The 17,129-nt window shown below is 38.9% G+C and carries 16 protein-coding genes; 5 read left to right on the top strand and 11 right to left on the bottom strand.

Annotated elements, in window-relative coordinates; translation table 11 throughout:
* Positions 1-2: 2 nt before the first annotated feature.
* From nuoK to B4N43_RS04105, 8 genes are all read right to left on the bottom strand, one after another.
* Entirely contained in the window at positions 3-311 is a 309-nt protein-coding gene (nuoK, locus tag B4N43_RS04140; protein ID WP_075994232.1) for an NADH-quinone oxidoreductase subunit NuoK, read from the bottom strand.
* Positions 308-850 carry an NADH-quinone oxidoreductase subunit J gene (locus tag B4N43_RS04135; protein ID WP_088162988.1) on the bottom strand — a complete coding sequence of 181 codons (543 nt, stop codon included), beginning with the start codon at positions 848-850 and terminating at the stop codon, positions 308-310. The genes nuoK and B4N43_RS04135 overlap by 4 nt, the downstream gene beginning before the upstream one ends.
* A gap of 3 nt (positions 851-853) precedes the next feature.
* On the bottom strand, positions 854-1,417 hold the full coding sequence (locus B4N43_RS04130) for a NuoI/complex I 23 kDa subunit family protein (RefSeq protein ID WP_046672765.1): 564 nt from the start codon (positions 1,415-1,417) through the stop codon (positions 854-856).
* A gap of 3 nt (positions 1,418-1,420) precedes the next feature.
* On the bottom strand, positions 1,421-2,494 hold the full coding sequence (locus tag B4N43_RS04125; protein WP_286732946.1) for a complex I subunit 1/NuoH family protein: 1,074 nt from the start codon (positions 2,492-2,494) through the stop codon (positions 1,421-1,423).
* A 250-nt stretch (positions 2,495-2,744) separates the two neighbouring features.
* Entirely contained in the window at positions 2,745-4,031 is a 1,287-nt protein-coding gene (locus tag B4N43_RS04120; RefSeq protein WP_075994228.1) for a citrate synthase, read from the bottom strand.
* 191 nt (positions 4,032-4,222) lie between these two features.
* Positions 4,223-4,468: a hypothetical protein gene (locus tag B4N43_RS04115; RefSeq protein WP_286732944.1), complete on the bottom strand. Its 246-nt coding sequence runs from the start codon at positions 4,466-4,468 to the stop codon at positions 4,223-4,225.
* An 81-nt stretch (positions 4,469-4,549) separates the two neighbouring features.
* A complete protein-coding gene (locus B4N43_RS04110) occupies positions 4,550-5,557 on the bottom strand; it encodes an SPFH domain-containing protein (RefSeq protein ID WP_286732942.1) in 1,008 nt (335 codons plus the stop codon).
* Positions 5,558-5,562: 5 nt separating this feature from the next.
* Positions 5,563-6,933, bottom strand: a complete 1,371-nt coding sequence (locus B4N43_RS04105) for a hypothetical protein (protein WP_286732940.1) — start codon at positions 6,931-6,933, stop codon at positions 5,563-5,565.
* A gap of 339 nt (positions 6,934-7,272) precedes the next feature.
* Here B4N43_RS04105 and B4N43_RS04100 point away from each other — a divergent pair, with 339 nt between their 5' ends.
* The 4 genes from B4N43_RS04100 (at position 7,273) to B4N43_RS04085 (ending at position 10,538) form a co-directional block, all read left to right on the top strand.
* Positions 7,273-7,635, top strand: a complete 363-nt coding sequence (locus B4N43_RS04100) for a BlaI/MecI/CopY family transcriptional regulator (protein WP_075994224.1) — start codon at positions 7,273-7,275, stop codon at positions 7,633-7,635.
* A gap of 4 nt (positions 7,636-7,639) precedes the next feature.
* Entirely contained in the window at positions 7,640-9,883 is a 2,244-nt protein-coding gene (locus tag B4N43_RS04095; RefSeq protein ID WP_286732937.1) for a M56 family metallopeptidase, read from the top strand.
* A gap of 185 nt (positions 9,884-10,068) precedes the next feature.
* On the top strand, positions 10,069-10,272 hold the full coding sequence (locus tag B4N43_RS04090; protein WP_286732934.1) for a hypothetical protein: 204 nt from the start codon (positions 10,069-10,071) through the stop codon (positions 10,270-10,272).
* Complete coding sequence (locus B4N43_RS04085) at positions 10,257-10,538, top strand: type II toxin-antitoxin system YoeB family toxin (protein ID WP_286732932.1); 282 nt, start codon at positions 10,257-10,259, stop codon at positions 10,536-10,538. Before B4N43_RS04090 ends, B4N43_RS04085 begins: the two co-directional genes overlap by 16 nt.
* 1 nt (position 10,539) lies before the next feature.
* On the opposite strand, the gene pth is transcribed toward B4N43_RS04085, so the two are convergent.
* The 3 genes from pth to B4N43_RS04070 form a co-directional block, all read right to left on the bottom strand.
* A complete protein-coding gene (gene pth / locus B4N43_RS04080) occupies positions 10,540-11,103 on the bottom strand; it encodes an aminoacyl-tRNA hydrolase (protein WP_075994222.1) in 564 nt (187 codons plus the stop codon).
* An 82-nt stretch (positions 11,104-11,185) separates the two neighbouring features.
* Entirely contained in the window at positions 11,186-11,782 is a 597-nt protein-coding gene (locus B4N43_RS04075; protein ID WP_075994221.1) for a 50S ribosomal protein L25/general stress protein Ctc, read from the bottom strand.
* Between the two features lie 471 nt (positions 11,783-12,253).
* On the bottom strand, positions 12,254-13,210 hold the full coding sequence (locus B4N43_RS04070) for a ribose-phosphate pyrophosphokinase (RefSeq protein ID WP_046672755.1): 957 nt from the start codon (positions 13,208-13,210) through the stop codon (positions 12,254-12,256).
* 802 nt (positions 13,211-14,012) lie between these two features.
* Here B4N43_RS04070 and B4N43_RS04065 point away from each other — a divergent pair.
* Positions 14,013-17,027 (top strand): DUF2723 domain-containing protein, encoded by a 3,015-nt coding sequence (locus B4N43_RS04065; protein WP_088162981.1) that lies wholly within the window; start codon positions 14,013-14,015, stop codon positions 17,025-17,027.
* Positions 17,028-17,129 lie beyond the last annotated feature (102 nt).

The following is a 17,129-nucleotide window of genomic DNA, read 5'->3' as shown; positions in this document are numbered from 1 at the left end:
GCTTACTTGTCTTTTAATTGGTTTATCTCATCCGGATTAATGGTTTTGTAATGTCTATAAACATTTAATACGATAGCCAATCCAACAGCGACTGCGGCCGCAGCAAGAACGATGGCAAATAATGCAAAAATTTGCCCACCATAACTCAATTTATCATATTTTCCAAAAGCAACAAAGTTCAGGATAGCGGCATTGATCATCAACTCAATACCGACCAAAATCATAATTGCATTTTTCTTGGAAAGAACGGTATAAAGACCAATGCAAAAGATGCAGGCACTGACAACTAAAAAATGCGTCAGCGTAATCATATTGTACGCTCCTTTCTGGATAAATGTGAGGCTCCTATCAAGGCCATCATCAAAAACACGGATATGATTTCAAATGGCAATACATAAAAAGTCATAAAACGTAATCCGATCTGATGAATATTATTGTCTGTTGCGACAATCTCGGTGTTATTTTCCCTAGCTTGTAAAATCCACGTAGAAGGGGCTTGTTGCCATTCAATAATGCCGTATAGCATGAGTAATAGGAAGCCAAGCACTACTGGAATAGTCTGCCATTTGGGTATGCTTAAGAATGAACCGCTACTATCTTGAAGATCTTTTAAAAGCTCTTTATTGGAAAGCATAAAGGCAAATAACATCAATATGAGCACGCCGCCAACATAAACCATAATTTGTGTAATGGCCACAAAATCGGCTAAAGCAAATAGGTAAAGTCCTGCCATTGCAAATAGCACAATAAAAAACAGGAATAAAGCACGTGCAATATTTTTAAGATTGACGAGCAAAAGTGCTGAACCGATTGCTAGGGTAGCAAAGGCATAGAATAAAATACTTTCCATCTTTTATTTTTGCTTTGCTGCCTCCTTTTCAGCTTGAAACTTGGTCCATTCTGCTTTACGTTGTGCGACCTCGCTATCGGTCATATCTGAGAAACCATAGATAAGATCAGTCAGTTTTTGTGAGCTGCGGTCATATTCGTTGGTCATGGTAATACATTCTGTCGGACATACGACAGTACATAGCCCGCAATACATACATTTGGCCATGTCAATGTTGAATTTGGCCGGGTATAGTCTTTTAACGCTACCGTCTGAGGTTTTTCCAATCGCTTCCGGTGATTTGATTGCTTCGATTTCGATGCAGTCGACAGGACAAGCCTTTGCGCATAAATCACATACAATGCAGTCTTCGATATCGACTTGCAGCTGATAGCGGGCAACCTCGGGGATAGGCATTTTTTCACGCGGGTATTGTACCGTGACAATACCTTCCTGCTGATCAAAGTAGTTATCCTTTTTGATATTTAATTCCGTTCGCGAACGTCGGGCACCAAACAAGTGTTTAACAGTCAAAGATAAACCCTTGATTGCCGTACGAAATGCATGCGAAGCCGTTTTAAATATCATATCCTATGCTATAACTAAAATTCGCCAAATTGCAGAAATGGCCATACAAAGAAAAGCCAGCGGCGTCAATACTTTCCAACATAAACTCATCAGTTGATCTGCACGCAACCGTGGTAATGTCCATCGAATCCACATTTGGATACCAACAATAAATAATGATTTGGCTAAGGTCCAAAATATTCCCCACACTAAGCCTGTGGTCCAATCGGCCAAACGTATTGCACCTATGTTTGGTAACGGTGTATTCCAAGCTCCTAAGAAGAGAACAACCCCCAACATCGATACCAAAAACATCATGGCATACTCCGCCAAAAAGATAAAGGCAAATTGTATCCCGCCATATTCTGTATGGAAGCCACCGACCAATTCAGATTCGGCTTCCGGGATATCAAAGGGAGCACGATTACACTCGGCAAGGGTTGCGATAAAGAATATGATGTAGGTGATAATCAAATGTGGAGCCTGAAAAATATTCCAGGCGAAGAGCCCCCCAATCTCATTGACTTCCCAAAGCCCCAAGAGTTTAATGCTTCCATTGGTTAGGATGCCCTGTCCAATAGCGATTTCATTCAAATTTAGGGTTTGGGTTAGCATAACGACCGTAATTAGGGAGAGGCCTACCGGAATTTCATAAGACACCATCTGTGCTATGGCACGCATGGATCCTAATAAAGAATATTTGTTGTTAGATCCCCAGCCAGCCATTAAAATGCCCAAAGCATCAATGGAGATGATGGCCATTATGAAGAACAGACCCGTATGCGTATCCGCTGGAATAAAATCTTTGGCCCAGGGAATAACGGCAAAACCTGTAAATACAGCAACGAAAATAACGATAGGAGCAACTCTAAAGAGAATCTTATCGGCTGATGAGGGGGTAATTAATTCTTTTTGTAATAATTTGAGAATGTCGGCGATCGTTTGGAGACTGCCATACTTTCCTGTTTCCATCGGTCCTAGACGATCCTGTACAAATCCCGCGATCTTTCGCTCGGCATATACTGCAAACAAGGTGAAAGCTGCTATAAAGGTGAAAATAGCAATGGGAACCAAGATATATAGTATTGTTTCTAACAAGTCTTATTTATAATGATTTTTAATAAGAGACCAATGAATACGCAAACTTAACGAAAAACAGGGAATTTAGATAAGGAAAAATTAAAATATACTTAACAAGTAGATTATCGTGACAATAGCGTAACGACAAGTAATCATATCTTGTTCGAGTGGGTGGTTTCGGACGGCTGTAATGCCATCGATGTTAGCTCGGGTGAAAATAAAAAAGCACCCCGAGGGATGCTTTTTTAGGATATAAATCGAAATCGGATTAACGATTTGAAAATTCAACGTAGTCGCGCTCTGTGTGGCCAACATATACTTGTCTAGGGCGACCGATAGGCTCTTTATTTTCGCGCATTTCTTTCCATTGTGCAATCCATCCCGGTAGACGGCCTAAAGCAAATAATACGGTAAACATATCTGCTTTGAAACCTAATGCACGGTAGATGATACCTGAATAGAAGTCAACATTTGGATAAAGTTTTCTGTCGATGAAATATTGGTCATTCAATGCTGCTTCTTCAAGCTTTTTAGCGATATCCAATACCGGATCTTGAACGCCTAATTTCTCCAAGATATCATCACATGCTTTTTTGATGATCTTAGCACGAGGGTCGAAGTTTTTGTAAACGCGGTGACCGAATCCCATTAGACGGAAAGGATCGTTTTTGTCTTTTGCTTTAGCAAGATATTTTTCAGCATCACCACCATCATTTTTAATGGCCTCCAACATCTCGATTACGGCTTGGTTTGCACCACCATGTAACGGTCCCCATAATGCATTGATACCCGATGCAACAGATGCATAAAGGTTTGCATTGGATGAACCAACGATGCGAACAGTAGATGTTGAACAGTTTTGCTCGTGATCAGCATGTAAAATCAACAATTTGTGCATGGCATCAATTACGACTGGATCGAATGTTTTTTCATCGTTAACTTCTCCGAATAACATGTTTAGGAAGTTGTCAATGTAGCCAAGGTTGTTTTTTGGATAAACAACAGGATGACCTAATGATTTCTTTTGAATCCAAGAAACGATTGTTGGCATTTTTGCCAAAAGATTGATGATCGTTTGATCTTCTTCTTCGTCTGTTAAGTTTGGATTTAAAGATTCTGGATAAAATGCCGACAATGCGCCTACTAAACACGAAAGTTGGCCCATTGGGTGAGATTTGGATGGGAATCCAGCGAAGAAGTTTTTCATATCTTCGTGAATCATCATTTGCTTTTTGATGTCAGCTCTGAATTTTTCCAATACCTCTTTTTTGGGAAGCTCTCCATAAATCAACAAATAAGCAACTTCCAAGAAAGTCGATTTCTCTGCCAATTGTTCAATTGGATATCCTCTATATCTCAATATGCCTTTTTCACCATCAAGGAAAGTAATCGCACTTTTCGTTGCACCTGTATTTTTGTATCCTGGGTCTAACGTAATAAATCCGCTTAGATCTCTTAATTTGGAAATATCAACTGCTTTTTCATTTTCAGTACCGACAATGACCGGTAGGTCATACGAAGTGCCGTCTAAATTTATAGATGCTTTATCTGACATGTTTATATATTATCTTATATCTGATTTGTTATGCTAATCTCACAAATTTAACTATTTGATATTTAAAATTGAAAGTTCTTTTGGAATTAAAATGACATGATTGCGTCATTTTGGATAATATTCACTAATTATTTACTTAAATAAGCAAATAATTTATTCAAATTTAACATTATCTTATTTTGCAAAAAATATCAATCTATTTTTCTTTGCGCAACCTTTCCTTTGTCTTCGTAGTTACCCTGTTTACCCGATCCAAAAAAGGGGAGTATGATAAAACATACCAGAATAATAGAGGTTAGTGTCAGAATTCCCGTAGTCCACAATATTTTGCTGAAGTTCTCTGCATCCAATAGCTTAATGCCCCAAAGCCCCAGTAGGAAATAGGTGGCAACGAAAAGTATCACCAAGGTGAGTAATATACCGAATATGTATTTCATAGCTGAATTAATTTATGTGTTATGAATTGATTCACCTCGGTATAATTGAGCTGAATCGTGATATGAATATCCCCGCATGCATTATATTTTATTGAGGATCTGTTTTTTGAGCGTATCGAATTCTTCTTGGGTAATGATGTTTTCACGGAGCAGCAGCTGCAGCTTTTTAAGTTTCTCGACAAAGTCGCCCTCTTGCTGAATATGATCTTTGATCTCCTCTTTTTGGAGGTCAAACTGTTTTCCGAGTTCCATACCGACGCCCAGCTGTGCCCCTACACCCGCGATTCCCCCTTCATTTTTAGCGGCATCACGGAGCGCACGTAGTTTTTCTAATTCAACATAGCTCAGACCTGCCTGTTGCGCCGCTTGATTTTGTGTACTTAAATCGGCGATTTCTCCGATTCTTCGTTGTGTATTGGCATCAAATTGAGTTCCTAAGATTTTGAAATCCGTAACATCGAGCCCAAGATCCTTAAAGTCTTGTTCAACTGCAGTTTTGATATCGCTGGATAGCAGCCCCAGTTGGCTGTCAATCTCATTATAACCTAGTTTCTTTTGTGCAATCTGCGCAATAATTTGTTGTGGGATCCGATTATTGATGATGTCTTGAATGACAGCTGTGTTGACCGTATTTTGATTTGCTACAATGTTTTTATAGAAATGCACTGGTTCCTTGATCAGGTAAGAGAATGTACCATTCAAGCCGATTTCTATTGGTAAATTGTAATGGGGGTCGATATATTTAATAGGTGTTCCCGTTCCCCAGGATTGATTGACGATAGCGGCCGTACGAAAAAAGTAGATGTAAAGCTTATGTTCGGATTCAAAATTCTGCCGTAAACGCGCTAAAGTGGTAAAGAATGGATGGTTGTCCGTTTTGAGGTTGTATGTTCCCGGTTCGGTCAGCAGGTTTTCACCTTTTCCTTCATACACAAGGATGCAGCCCTGCCCTGGAGCGAGGATCAGCTTGCTGGAATTTTTGATCTCGTTCCTTTCGGATGGGAATTTATGCCACAATAATTGAGGGTCTTGGTTTTTCCACTCGATGACTTCAGAAAGCTGGTTGTTAAAAAGATTAAATAGTCCCATAGTGTTTAATTTAGTGTGTCGAATTTGGGGTTATACCCTTCAAACTTATTGATTTGTTTGCCGTTATTATCAAAATAATAATAGTCGCTGGCTCCTTTTATAATAAAACCATCTTTGAGGAGGTTCCCATTTCCATACATGGATTTAAGATCTGTGGTCACTGTTTTTTGTATAGCGCCAGTTGTTACATCCAATAGTTGGATCTGGAAAGGATCGTCTTCGGCAGGTGTTGGTTTATACGCAATGAGTAGCGTTTTGTCATTCTGCGCAATGATTACAGGCTGAAAGTAAAGTCTTCCTGGCGTAAAGTCCTTGAAGCTGATCAGACGGGCGCCTTTAAATTGCCATGGATTAATCAATACCTTTTTATAAGGATCGCGGTCGGTGAATATGCCCGACCCGCCGTAGTCTTTATCCCAGGAAAAGCGCGGGCTATCTTTTGGGAATCCATATTGATATTGATAACTGTACTGGATTAACTGGATTTTTTCTTCTGGATAATAACTGGATTTACTTGAAAAGGTAAATTCCGTTTTTGTTGTTGGGTTGGGAAGCTTTTTCCTTCTTTCGTCGTACAGCTGTTTGTCGGGAATAGATTTGTTAACCAAGGGATAATAAGCTAGGTTTTGGCCTTCATTGTTGACAATTTGATAAGCGGAACCATAGTCTTCGTATTTAAATTCAACTTTGGCGATTCCTGTGCTTAAAGATGGCGCATCTTTTACATAGTTCTCTAGGACACTTTTATACGTGAGTGTATTTCTGTCCAGCTGATAAATGTATTTGGATTTGACGATGATATATAGGTTCTGGTCTTCAAATACCTGAAGTTTGACGTCGCTGCTTGATAGTTCGACGGGAGTTTCCATCAGAGCTTTTACCCATTCTTTTTTACCCGTTTTGGGATCGAAGAGCCCAATATAAACCTTATTGTCCTTGTTTTCGTCCATTCGTTTTCTGAAGGTTCCGACATTACCGACGACAACAACATGTGGTGTATTATCTTTATCCAAAAATAGCGTGTTGCTTGCGTAGTTCCATTCGAGAGGTTCTGCCTCTTCTTTTTTCTCTGCTGTATTGGAAGTGCTGTAAGTTGAATAATCGGGCGTTGGCTTTTTGGAAAAAATAGCACTCAGGGCTCCAATGATAAACATAAGCGCAATAAAGCCCACAACGGCAAATAATACAATCCGTATGGCTTTATATTGATCTTGGTTGTTGCGTGGGTAGTTATAGTTGTGGTTGATATTGATGTCATCACTATCTAGAAAAAATTCAGTTCCACAGCTATCACATTTGTAATAATCGGGGCGTAATGTGGTGATTTTTATACTGCCACAATGCGGACATTTGATCGCTTTGATATTTTTAGCCATTGATCTTTCTTGTATTTGTTTTTAAACCATCTCCTTTTGGAGTGAACGGTGTGACTGATTGCTATCAATTTTACACAGTGGAAATTTCTGTTTTTTCAATTGATGAAGCGATTTATGAATGAATTTAGAATTAAAATAAACGTATTGCAAATTTTCTGCCAGCTAACTTATATTCGTCGGATTTGAGTTTAAATACGCAAGAAATGAGCCACTTCTTTTTTTAGAGGGGTGAGGAAGGTCTTATTTTGGGAGAGATCCGTAAAGGAAAGAAAAAATATTTTTTTGTATTTACGAATTATTCGTAGATTAGTGATAGATTAGAAAAAGGAAGATAAAGACATGGAAAAATTAACAGCACAGGAAGAGCAGGCAATGCAATCTATTTGGAGCCTCAATGGAGGTTTTATAAAAGAGATCTTGGATAATGTAAAAGGCGAGAAGATGCCTTATACGACATTAGCTTCGACAGTAAAGAATCTGGAGCGCAAGGATTTTGTGAAAGCAGTACGCTATGCCAATGCCAAGCGCTACGAGCCGATGGTGAGTGAGGAAGATTATAAGGCCAAGTTTATGAACTCCTTTGTGGGCGATTATTTCAAAAATTCCTATAAAGAGATGGTTTCCTTTTTTGTACAGGAAGAAAAACTGACGGCTGATGAGTTAAAGGAGATCATGGATATGATTAAGCATAATAAATCTTAATGGCATGGAAAGTCTACTAACCTATATTATACAAGTCAACCTGTTGTTGGGTATTATCTATCTGGGATATATCGGACTGTTGAAAGGCTTGACGTTCTATTTTTTAAATAGAGCCTACTTCTTAGTAGGGGGGCTATTTGCTTTTCTGTATCCGTTTTTGGATTTAAAGTCTTTGTTTGTACAGCGTGGATTGAATATGGGGGTCGTAGGCGAGCAAATTTCGCTTTATATTATGGAGCCGGAGGTTCAACAGCAGCTGACATTAGGGAGGTTGGTGGAAATCGTATTTATGGCCGGTGCTGTTTTATTGTTATTAAAATTTGTATTTCAATTATTGAGTTTATTGCGAATTCATCTGAATTCGAGGTCCGATCAATGGAGGACTTATCTATTCCGGAATGTGCTTATTCCTATTGTTCCATTTTCGTTTTTGAATAAAATCTATGTCAATAAAGGGCAGCATGTTGATGCTGAACTAAAAGATATTTTTAAGCATGAGGATATTCATGTGAAAGGCCTTCACAGTCTGGATATTTTACTGTTTGAAATGATATTGGTGTGTTGTTGGTACAATCCTTTCGTCTGGCTCATGCGCAGGGCCATTCGCCAAAATTTGGAGTTCCTGACTGATCAACAGGTTCTCGATAAAGGAATTGACAAGCAGACGTACCAATACAGCCTATTGAATGTGTCCAAAAAGGGTACTTCAGTAGGATTGAGCAATCAATTTAATTTTAAACTTCTAAAACGTCGAATTATGATGATGAACAAGAAGCGATCATCGAAAATAGAGCTGAGTAAATACGCCTTTCTTTTACCCGTATTTTTATTGACGGGAGCAGCATTTACGGTAAGTAAAGCGGAGGGAAGTATAGAGGGGGTAGTTGAGAAGGCAAATGAGACAGTGTTACCTATTCAGTTACCAACAGTTGATTTAAAATCTCAGGAAGATCAATCAAATAGGAGCTCTACTGCGTTAGCGGATACTTTGGCTAAAGCAAATCAGGTAGAAGCGAGAGATTTTAAGGAGATCAAAAGATCTGCTATTGATTTTTCTAAAAATCAAAAGTATTTTGTGGATAATAAATTGGTCTCTAAGGCTGAATTTTTGGCTATTCCTGAAGGAAAACTGGCGACGTACTGGTTTTCGAATGATAGTGATATGATCAAGTATCGGACAAAGTCTTCAATTGATATTGCTGGCGGAGCAATTTTGGCCAATACTGTTGAGATGCAACAACATTCGGATATAGCACAAAAAAAATTACGCTATGTTATGAATGGCATTGTGCAGGAAAAAACTTTTACTGTGGATGATATCGATCCAAATGCTATAGCGTCAGTCTCGGTATTACAAGGTAAGGCTGCTATTGATAAGTACGGTGAGGATGTTGGTAAAGATGGTATCCTTGAAGTGAATTTGAAGGAAGGGGCTCATATTGGTAAAGATATGACCAAACTCAAAGGTCTTCCTATAAGGGTGACGTATCGTGATGATCAGCTAACGAATGATAAATCAACTGATGTGGTGTATGTTATTGATGGCAAGAGAGCAGATCAAAAAATGGTGAAGGAGCTGGCGCTGACGCCGGATGGAATTGACAATATAACGATACTAAAGGGAGCGTCTGCGACCGTTAAATATGGATCAGATGCAGAGAATGGCGTTATATTGATTACGACAAAAAAATTGGCCCGTGAAAATCCTGATAAACTGAATGATAAAGTGCGTCCAATTGGACAGGATGATAAAAAGGACAATGCAGCTAACGCTCCCAAGATGAAGGTGAAAGGAGAGCTTTCGGAAGTTGTTGTAACAGGGTATAAAAAAGAAGATGCGAGCGGAGGCGAACTCAAGGGCCGGGCAGAAGGAGTTGCGGTCTATATGAAGGGACGACCTACAGATCGTGAACCGGGCAAGTTTGGTGCCCGTAGTATTGGTGGGATTAAGGGAGATCCACTATTTGTTGTGGACGGAAAAATTGTCGAAGATAAGAAGTTAAGTGAGTTGGACCCGAATACAATCCATACCTTGTCGATCTTGAAAGATCAAAATGCTACTGCACTATACGGTAATCAGGGAAAGGATGGCGTTATTATCATTGTCACCAAAGCCTATGGAAAGGAGCATCCTGAAGCAGTGTCTTCTGATGTAGAGGACCGTCTGTCGGGAAAAGTGAAAAAAGTAATTAAGACCGAGCTGGATAAAGAAAAAGTTGAAGTGGTTAAGGAAAAACAGGTGCATTAATCCGTTCAACTAAAGCTTGACACAAGAAACATACAAGATCGACACAAGGATGACTATACCTAAGTCCTTGCTTAACACAAGGTCGACACAATAAAAGCACAAGAGTTGCACAAACGGAAAAGCCGATTTATTCGGCTTTTCCGTTTGTGGAGTTGTTTTATTAACTTTGTAAAAACGAAAGGGTTATGGCAATATTATCATTTCAAATAGATTCTTCTGAAGTAGAAAAGATTAAAGCGGTACTAAAGGCACTCGGTGGGACAAAAATAAAAATTGAGCCTGAAGATAGATCGTCGAAATTAAATGACCGCGTGAAAGAAGCTAGGGCTGAGAAGAAAAAAGGCGAATTAGTCCAATTGGATAGCAAGAATATATGGGAAAGTATTTAATCCAATATTCGAAAAAAGCGATTAGAGATTTGCAAATGATTAAAAAATCAGGACGTAAATCTGATAGGACAAGAATTGACCTATTTCTCTTGGAAATGGAGGAGAGTCCGAGAATGGGGTCAGGCTCTCCCGAACAATTAAAATATTTTGACGGTGAAATTTGGAGTAGGGCGATCAATAAGAAAGATCGCCTTATTTATGAAATTTTTGAAGAAGAGATTGCTGTCGTTGTGATCCAAGCACTGGGGCATTACAACGACAAATAACTTATTTCGTATTCAAATTTGTCATCGTCAGCTCGATGCCGATATTGACAAAACTCTGGATCATTTTAACGGAATGGTCAATCAAAGCCGGTAGTTCAGCTTGTTCCTCTTTGTCAAAAGGGCCAAGTACATAATCTACTTGTCTACCTTTTGGGTAATTGTCTCCAATACCGAAACGTAAGCGCGGATAAACCTGTCCGCCACAAAGCTGTTCAATGGATTTAAGTCCGTTATGACCGGCGCTGCTTCCTTTGGGTTTCATTCGTAGCGAACCAAATGGAATGGCCAGATCATCCACAATCACCAATACATTCTGAATAGGAACTTTGCATTGTTGCATGTAGTAATTGACGGCCTTGCCGCTTAAGTTCATATAAGTCGTGGGTTTAATTACTGTGACGTTGTGGCCTCTTTGCTTAAATTCGCTATAATATGCTAACTTGAGCAAGGAGAAACTGGCGCCAGCCTGTTTGACAAGCTCGTCGGCAACCATAAAACCTATATTATGCCGTGTATCGGCATATTCACTGCCAATGTTGCCCAATCCAACGATAAGATAATTCATGATGCAAAAATAAAAATTTTAATAAACAAAAAAAGCACCGAATTTCGGTGCTTTCTGTAGTATTTTAAGAATCTTGTTCAGATTATTTTTTACCACCTTTAGATGCTTTCGCTGCTTCTTGTTCAGCTTGACGCAATGCACGAGACATGATTACTGATACGATTGTATCATCAGCATTGTTTAATACTTTTGCGTTTTCCAATTGAATTTGACCTACACGAACTGATTTACCAACTTCTAAAGATTCCATTGGTACAGCAATTTCTTGTGGTAAGTTTGCAGGTAATGCTTTTACGCGTAAATTACGTAATTTTTGAACTAATTTACCCCCCATTTTAACACCTGGAGAAGTTCCTGTTAATTTGATAGGAATATTCAATGATACTTCTTTATCATCAAATAATTCTAAAAAGTCAACGTGCGTAACTAAGTCAGTTAATGGGTGGAATTGTGCGTCTTGAACGATAGCTCTTTTAGTTTGACCTTCAATGTTTAATTCAACAATGATTACGTCTGCAGTGTAAAGAACTGGTTTCAAATCAGCTGCGGATACAGAAAGAGCTGTTTGCTCTGTGCCACCGTAAAGTACTGCTGGTACTAAACCTTGGTAACGCAATTCTTTTGCATCTCTTTTCCCTACGTTCTGTCTTACAGAACCGCTAATAGCAATTGATTTCATCTTTTAATTTTTTATAAATTTGAGGTGCAAAGATAATCTAATTTCTGATATTATCAAAAAAATACGACCGCTATTAGTTCGGAAACAGATACTTATTCCAGGTTTTTGATTTTTCCATGTTCATGACTATGCCTATTCAAGGCCACTTATTTACTCTAAAGTATGACCAAATTGATACCATTTCCTATATTAAAACTGGAATAGGACTCTCTTAGTAGGGGTATAACAGGGGGTTAACAGGGCTTTACCCCTGTTAACCCTCCGTAAATCCCCTGTTATTGTAGAATTTGGTATCAAACAATTGCTAACTTATATACTCGATAAAAAGGGCTATTCGCCTATGGTTAAAAGATAAGAACCAAGCGGAAGAGAGAAGGTGGGGTGGTGGCGCAATACAAAAAAAAGACCCTGGTCGTTGAGCTGAATGCTTTCTGTACCAGGGTCCAATATCTAGAATCTAAAACTCAAAGATTATTCTACTTCAAATAAATCGGAGATTGAAGAGTGTTGATTTACACTTGTGATTGCTTTTGCAAATAAATCAGCCGTTGATAATACTTTGATTTTGGTCGATTGTTTTGCTTTTTCTGGATCTAATTGAATGGTATCGGTTACGATCATTTCTGACAAGACCGAGTTTTCAATTGTTTCATATGCCTTTCCGGACAATACAGCATGTGTACAAACAGCTCTTACAGATTTTGCACCATTTTCCATGATCAGTGCTGCTGCTTTTGAAAGTGTACCAGCAGTATCACAGATATCATCGATTAAAACAACGTCCTGACCTGTTACGTCACCGATGATAGACATCGATTCGATTTCGTTTGCACGTTTACGACGTTTGTCACAGATAATAACTTCTGCATTGAAAAATTTAGCAAAGGTACGTGCTCTGTATGAACCACCCATATCTGGTGAAGCAATCGTTAGATTTGGAAGTTTTAACGATTTGATATAAGGAACAAAAATGATAGAACCATCCAAATGGTCAACAGGGATATCGAAAAAACCTTGGATTTGTGCTGCGTGCAGGTCCATTGTCATGATACGGTGGATACCAGCTGCAGTCAACAGATTGGCGATCATTTTTGCGCCAATAGCAACTCTTGGTTTGTCTTTTCGATCTTGTCTTGCGAAACCAAAGTAAGGGACCACCGCGGTGATATAATGCGCTGAAGCTCTCTTCGCTGCATCTGTCATCAATAATAATTCAAAAAGGTTGTCGGTTGGTTGGTTGGTAGATTGGATAATGAATACATCGCTTCCGCGAACTGACTCATTGTAGAAAGGTTGAATCTCACCGTCGCTAAAACGTGACAATGTTTTGTCTCCTAGTGGTTTCCCGTAAGATTGTGCGATTTTTTCGGCTAGTTCTGTAGTGCCAGAACCTGCAAATAGTTTAACCGTGTTGAATTGCAAAGGCATGGTTTTGTATATTTATGTTGGGTTATTGTATTGTCGTTTATTCAATATTTTTATTCCCTTACTGTTTTTTAAAGTTAAACATTAAAAAAAATGGATTGTTTTCACAATCCATATACGCTTAACTTTAAAAGTTGTCCGACCTGGATTCGAACCAAGACAAACAGAACCAAAAACTGTTGTACTACCCTTATACTATCGGACAATGTCTCTAAAAAGTCAACGTTTCCGCTTTTCTCTTTTTGACGACGCAAAGATAGAGATTTGTTTTAAAAATCAAAATGTAAATTTAAAAAAATCTAAACCCTTTTATAAATAATAAGCCTTGCATATAACGCAGAAAAGGCTTGCAAATGCAAGCCTTTTCTATTGTTTGTTGTCCGACCTGGATTCGAACCAAGACAAACAGAACCAAAAACTGTTGTACTACCCTTATACTATCGGACAAACAATTCAAAAGTGATTGCTATCGTGATGATGTCGTTCACATTTGATGATGCAAATATACGGACTATTCTCATTTCTGCAAATAAAAATGAACTTAAAAGTGTATTAGGGCTGATTTTCAAAGAAATAATTTTTGTTTTGATTTGAAAAGATATGCACGCTAAGCTTTTTTATCGAGATGTTGGCCCACAAAAGTACATGCGTGCTTTTGGGAATGCTTTCCTTTCAGCCAATATTGGATCGCGTAATGAAATTTTTTCAATTAATATGTGTTAAAAAATCAGAATAAAGTTCATTTCTTATTAACTTATCCTTATTTTCGAGCCGTATTAATAATACTTTTTACAGTTATCATTTTATGAACTATACTAAAATCAACAATCTTTTAGGATGGATATGTGCGCTAATAGCAACTGTAGCGTATGTCATGACTGCCGAACGATCGACGAGCTGGTGGGACTGTGGCGAGTTTATCGCTTCAGCCTTTAAACTTCAAATTGTGCACCAGCCAGGAGCACCTTTATTCTTAATGATTCAAAATATATTCTCAAACCTTGCTGGTGGAGATGTTACACGAATTGCTTTCTGGATGAACGTGGGATCGGCGGTATGTAGTGGTCTGACCATTTTGTTTTTATTTTGGACAATTACAGCTTTAGCAAAGAAAATCGTTGTAAAAGGTGTTGATGGATCATATACATCCACCGATTTAATCAAAATATTCGGCTCGGGCGCTGTTGGTGCACTGGCTTATGCTTTTACGGATACTTTTTGGTTCTCAGCAGTAGAGTCCGAAGTATATGCCATGTCTTCTTTATGTACAGCCGTCGTATTTTGGGGTATTCTAAAATGGGAAAATCATGCCGATGAAGCTGGTTCGGACCGCTGGTTGATCTTTATCGCCTATGTGATGGGACTTTCTATCGGGGTACACTTACTGAACCTTCTGGTGATTCCGGCAATTGCTTTAGTAATTTATTTTAAACGTTCAAAAACAGTGACATCATCGGGAGCGATCAAAGCTTTCTTAATCGGCGTTGTTGTTTTGGCGCTAATTTTATGGGGTATTATTCAATACACCGTTAAAGCCGCCGCATATTTTGATCTGTTCTTTGTGAATAGTTTGGGAATGGGCTTCGGTACTGGATTTAACCTATTCATGATTTTAGCGGTAGCTCTTTTCGTATATGGTATCTGGTATTCAATCAAAAAGGTAAAACCCATGTTAAATCTGATCTTAATCAGTGCAGCATTTATCATTTTTGGTTATAGTTCCTTTGCCATGATCATGGTGCGCGCCAAGGCAAATCCTACGTTAAATAACAGTGATCCGGATAATGCATTTTCTTTTGTGAGTTATCTTGGCCGTGAGCAATATGCCAGTGAGCCGCTTTTGAATGGACCTACATTTGATGCACAAGTGGTTGATGCCGAGCCTACGTATACGTACAGAAAAGATAAGGACAAGTATACCAAGGTGGAGAACGGCATGGACTATAAATACGATAAAACGATGTTTTTTCCGCGTGTTTATAGCTCAAGAGACCAAAATCATATAGATTATTACCGCGATTACCTAAAGATTCCTGAAGGACAATCGCCGACTTTTGGCGATAACCTGAAGTTCTTTTTCAGTTATCAGATCGGACACATGTACGGTCGTTATTTTCTTTGGAACTTTGCTGGTCGTCAAAATGACCAACAAGGACAGGGTTCCTTCACTGAGGGGAACTGGATCTCAGGGGCTAAACCTGTAGACCAGATGCATGTGGGTGGACAAAATGCCATTCCAGATTCATTGAAAACTGATCCTTCAAACAATAAATATTATTTTCTGCCTTTGATCATTGGTTTAATTGGTGCATTCTGGCATTTTGGAAAAAGACAACGTGATGCGGGAATTGTGGGTCTGTTGTTTTTCTTTACAGGATTAGCAATTGTATTATATCTAAATCAAAGTCCACTCCAACCACGTGAACGTGACTATGCGTATGCAGGTTCTTTTTATGCCTTCGCCATCTGGATCGGGCTCGGCGTTTTCGCTATCGCGGATTATTTAAGCAAAAAAGTGGATGGTAAAATAGCGGCCGGTGCTGCTACAGTAGCTTGTTTATTGGGGGCTCCTGTATTGCTGGGTTTCCAAAACTGGGATGATCACGATCGTTCGGAAAAAACGACCGCACGTGATTTAGCGAAAAACTACCTGGCTTCCTGTGCACCAAATGCAATTTTATTTACCTATGGTGATAACGATACCTACCCATTGTGGTATGTGCAAGAAGTTGAAAATTATCGTCCGGATGTTCGGGTCGTAAACTTAAGTTTGTTGAGTTCGGACTGGTATATGCGCCAAATGAAACAAAAAGTAAATCAGGCAGATGGTTTACCGATCAATATCGATGATGAAAAGTTCAAGAAAGGTGTTCGCGAAGTGCTTTATTATCAGGATATGAAAGTTCCAGGACATGTGGATCTGGATTTGATCATGCAGATTTTATTGTCTGACGACCAGAAGAACAAATTGGAATTGAGAGGTGGTAAGTTTGAAAACTTTCTGCCAACCAAAAACTTTAGCCTTCCGGTGAATAAAGAATCTGTTCTGAAAAATAATGTCGTTCCTAAAGCTTGGCAAGAATCTATTGTCGATACCATGAGCTGGACTTACAATAGAAATTATATTTCCAGAGCGGAGTTGTCTATCTTAAATGTGCTGTTAAATAACGATTGGAAACGTCCGATTTATTTTGCGGCAACAGTTCCAAATGATAACTACCTTGGTTTAGATAAATATTTGGTACAAGAGGGCTTTGCGCTGCGTTTGATGCCAATTGCAACTCCTGCCGGGGCAGAAGGTACATTGGTTGATACGCAGTCTGCTTATAAAGACATTACTACGAAATACCAATGGGGTAATATGGCACATGCTTCTTACCTGGATCCTGAATCTTACCGCATGATTACCATGATTACAAATACAGTAATGGGTGGTACAGCGACACAGTTGATGATGGAAGGTCATAAGGATGAGGCGCGCAAAGTTGCTGTCGAAACCTTTGAGAAAATGCCAAAACGTGTTTATTTGATGCGCGATATTTTAGGCTATATTCCAATTGTCAATGTGTTGTATGAAACTGGTGAAACGAAGCGTGCAAATGAAATCGTAAACCGTAACCTGAAGTTTATGACGCAAAATATGCGTTGGTATCAGGATATTGCACAAACAAAACCTGAGCTGGAATATTCAAATATCGGTACAGCATTACGTGCTTTGGGTGCCTATAAGAGTATCTTGGCCTCTACCTCGGAAAAACAATTGCTACAGCAAGTGACCGATTTAGAAAAATCGTATAAACAACAGTATGGTGTTGAGTAACAATTAGAGACATCATTTTAACCGAAGGAGCTGCCCTTTACTACAGGTATTCGAAAGGAAATACACTTTTTGATGCGATGTAGGAAAGGGCGGCTTTTTTTT

This window comes from Sphingobacterium sp. UBA1897 (genome assembly GCF_002337775.1).
GTDB classification, from domain to species: Bacteria; Bacteroidota; Bacteroidia; order Sphingobacteriales; family Sphingobacteriaceae; genus Sphingobacterium; species Sphingobacterium siyangense.
Note: the sequence above shows the minus strand (reverse complement) of the source record. Positions and strands in the feature narration are given on the sequence as shown.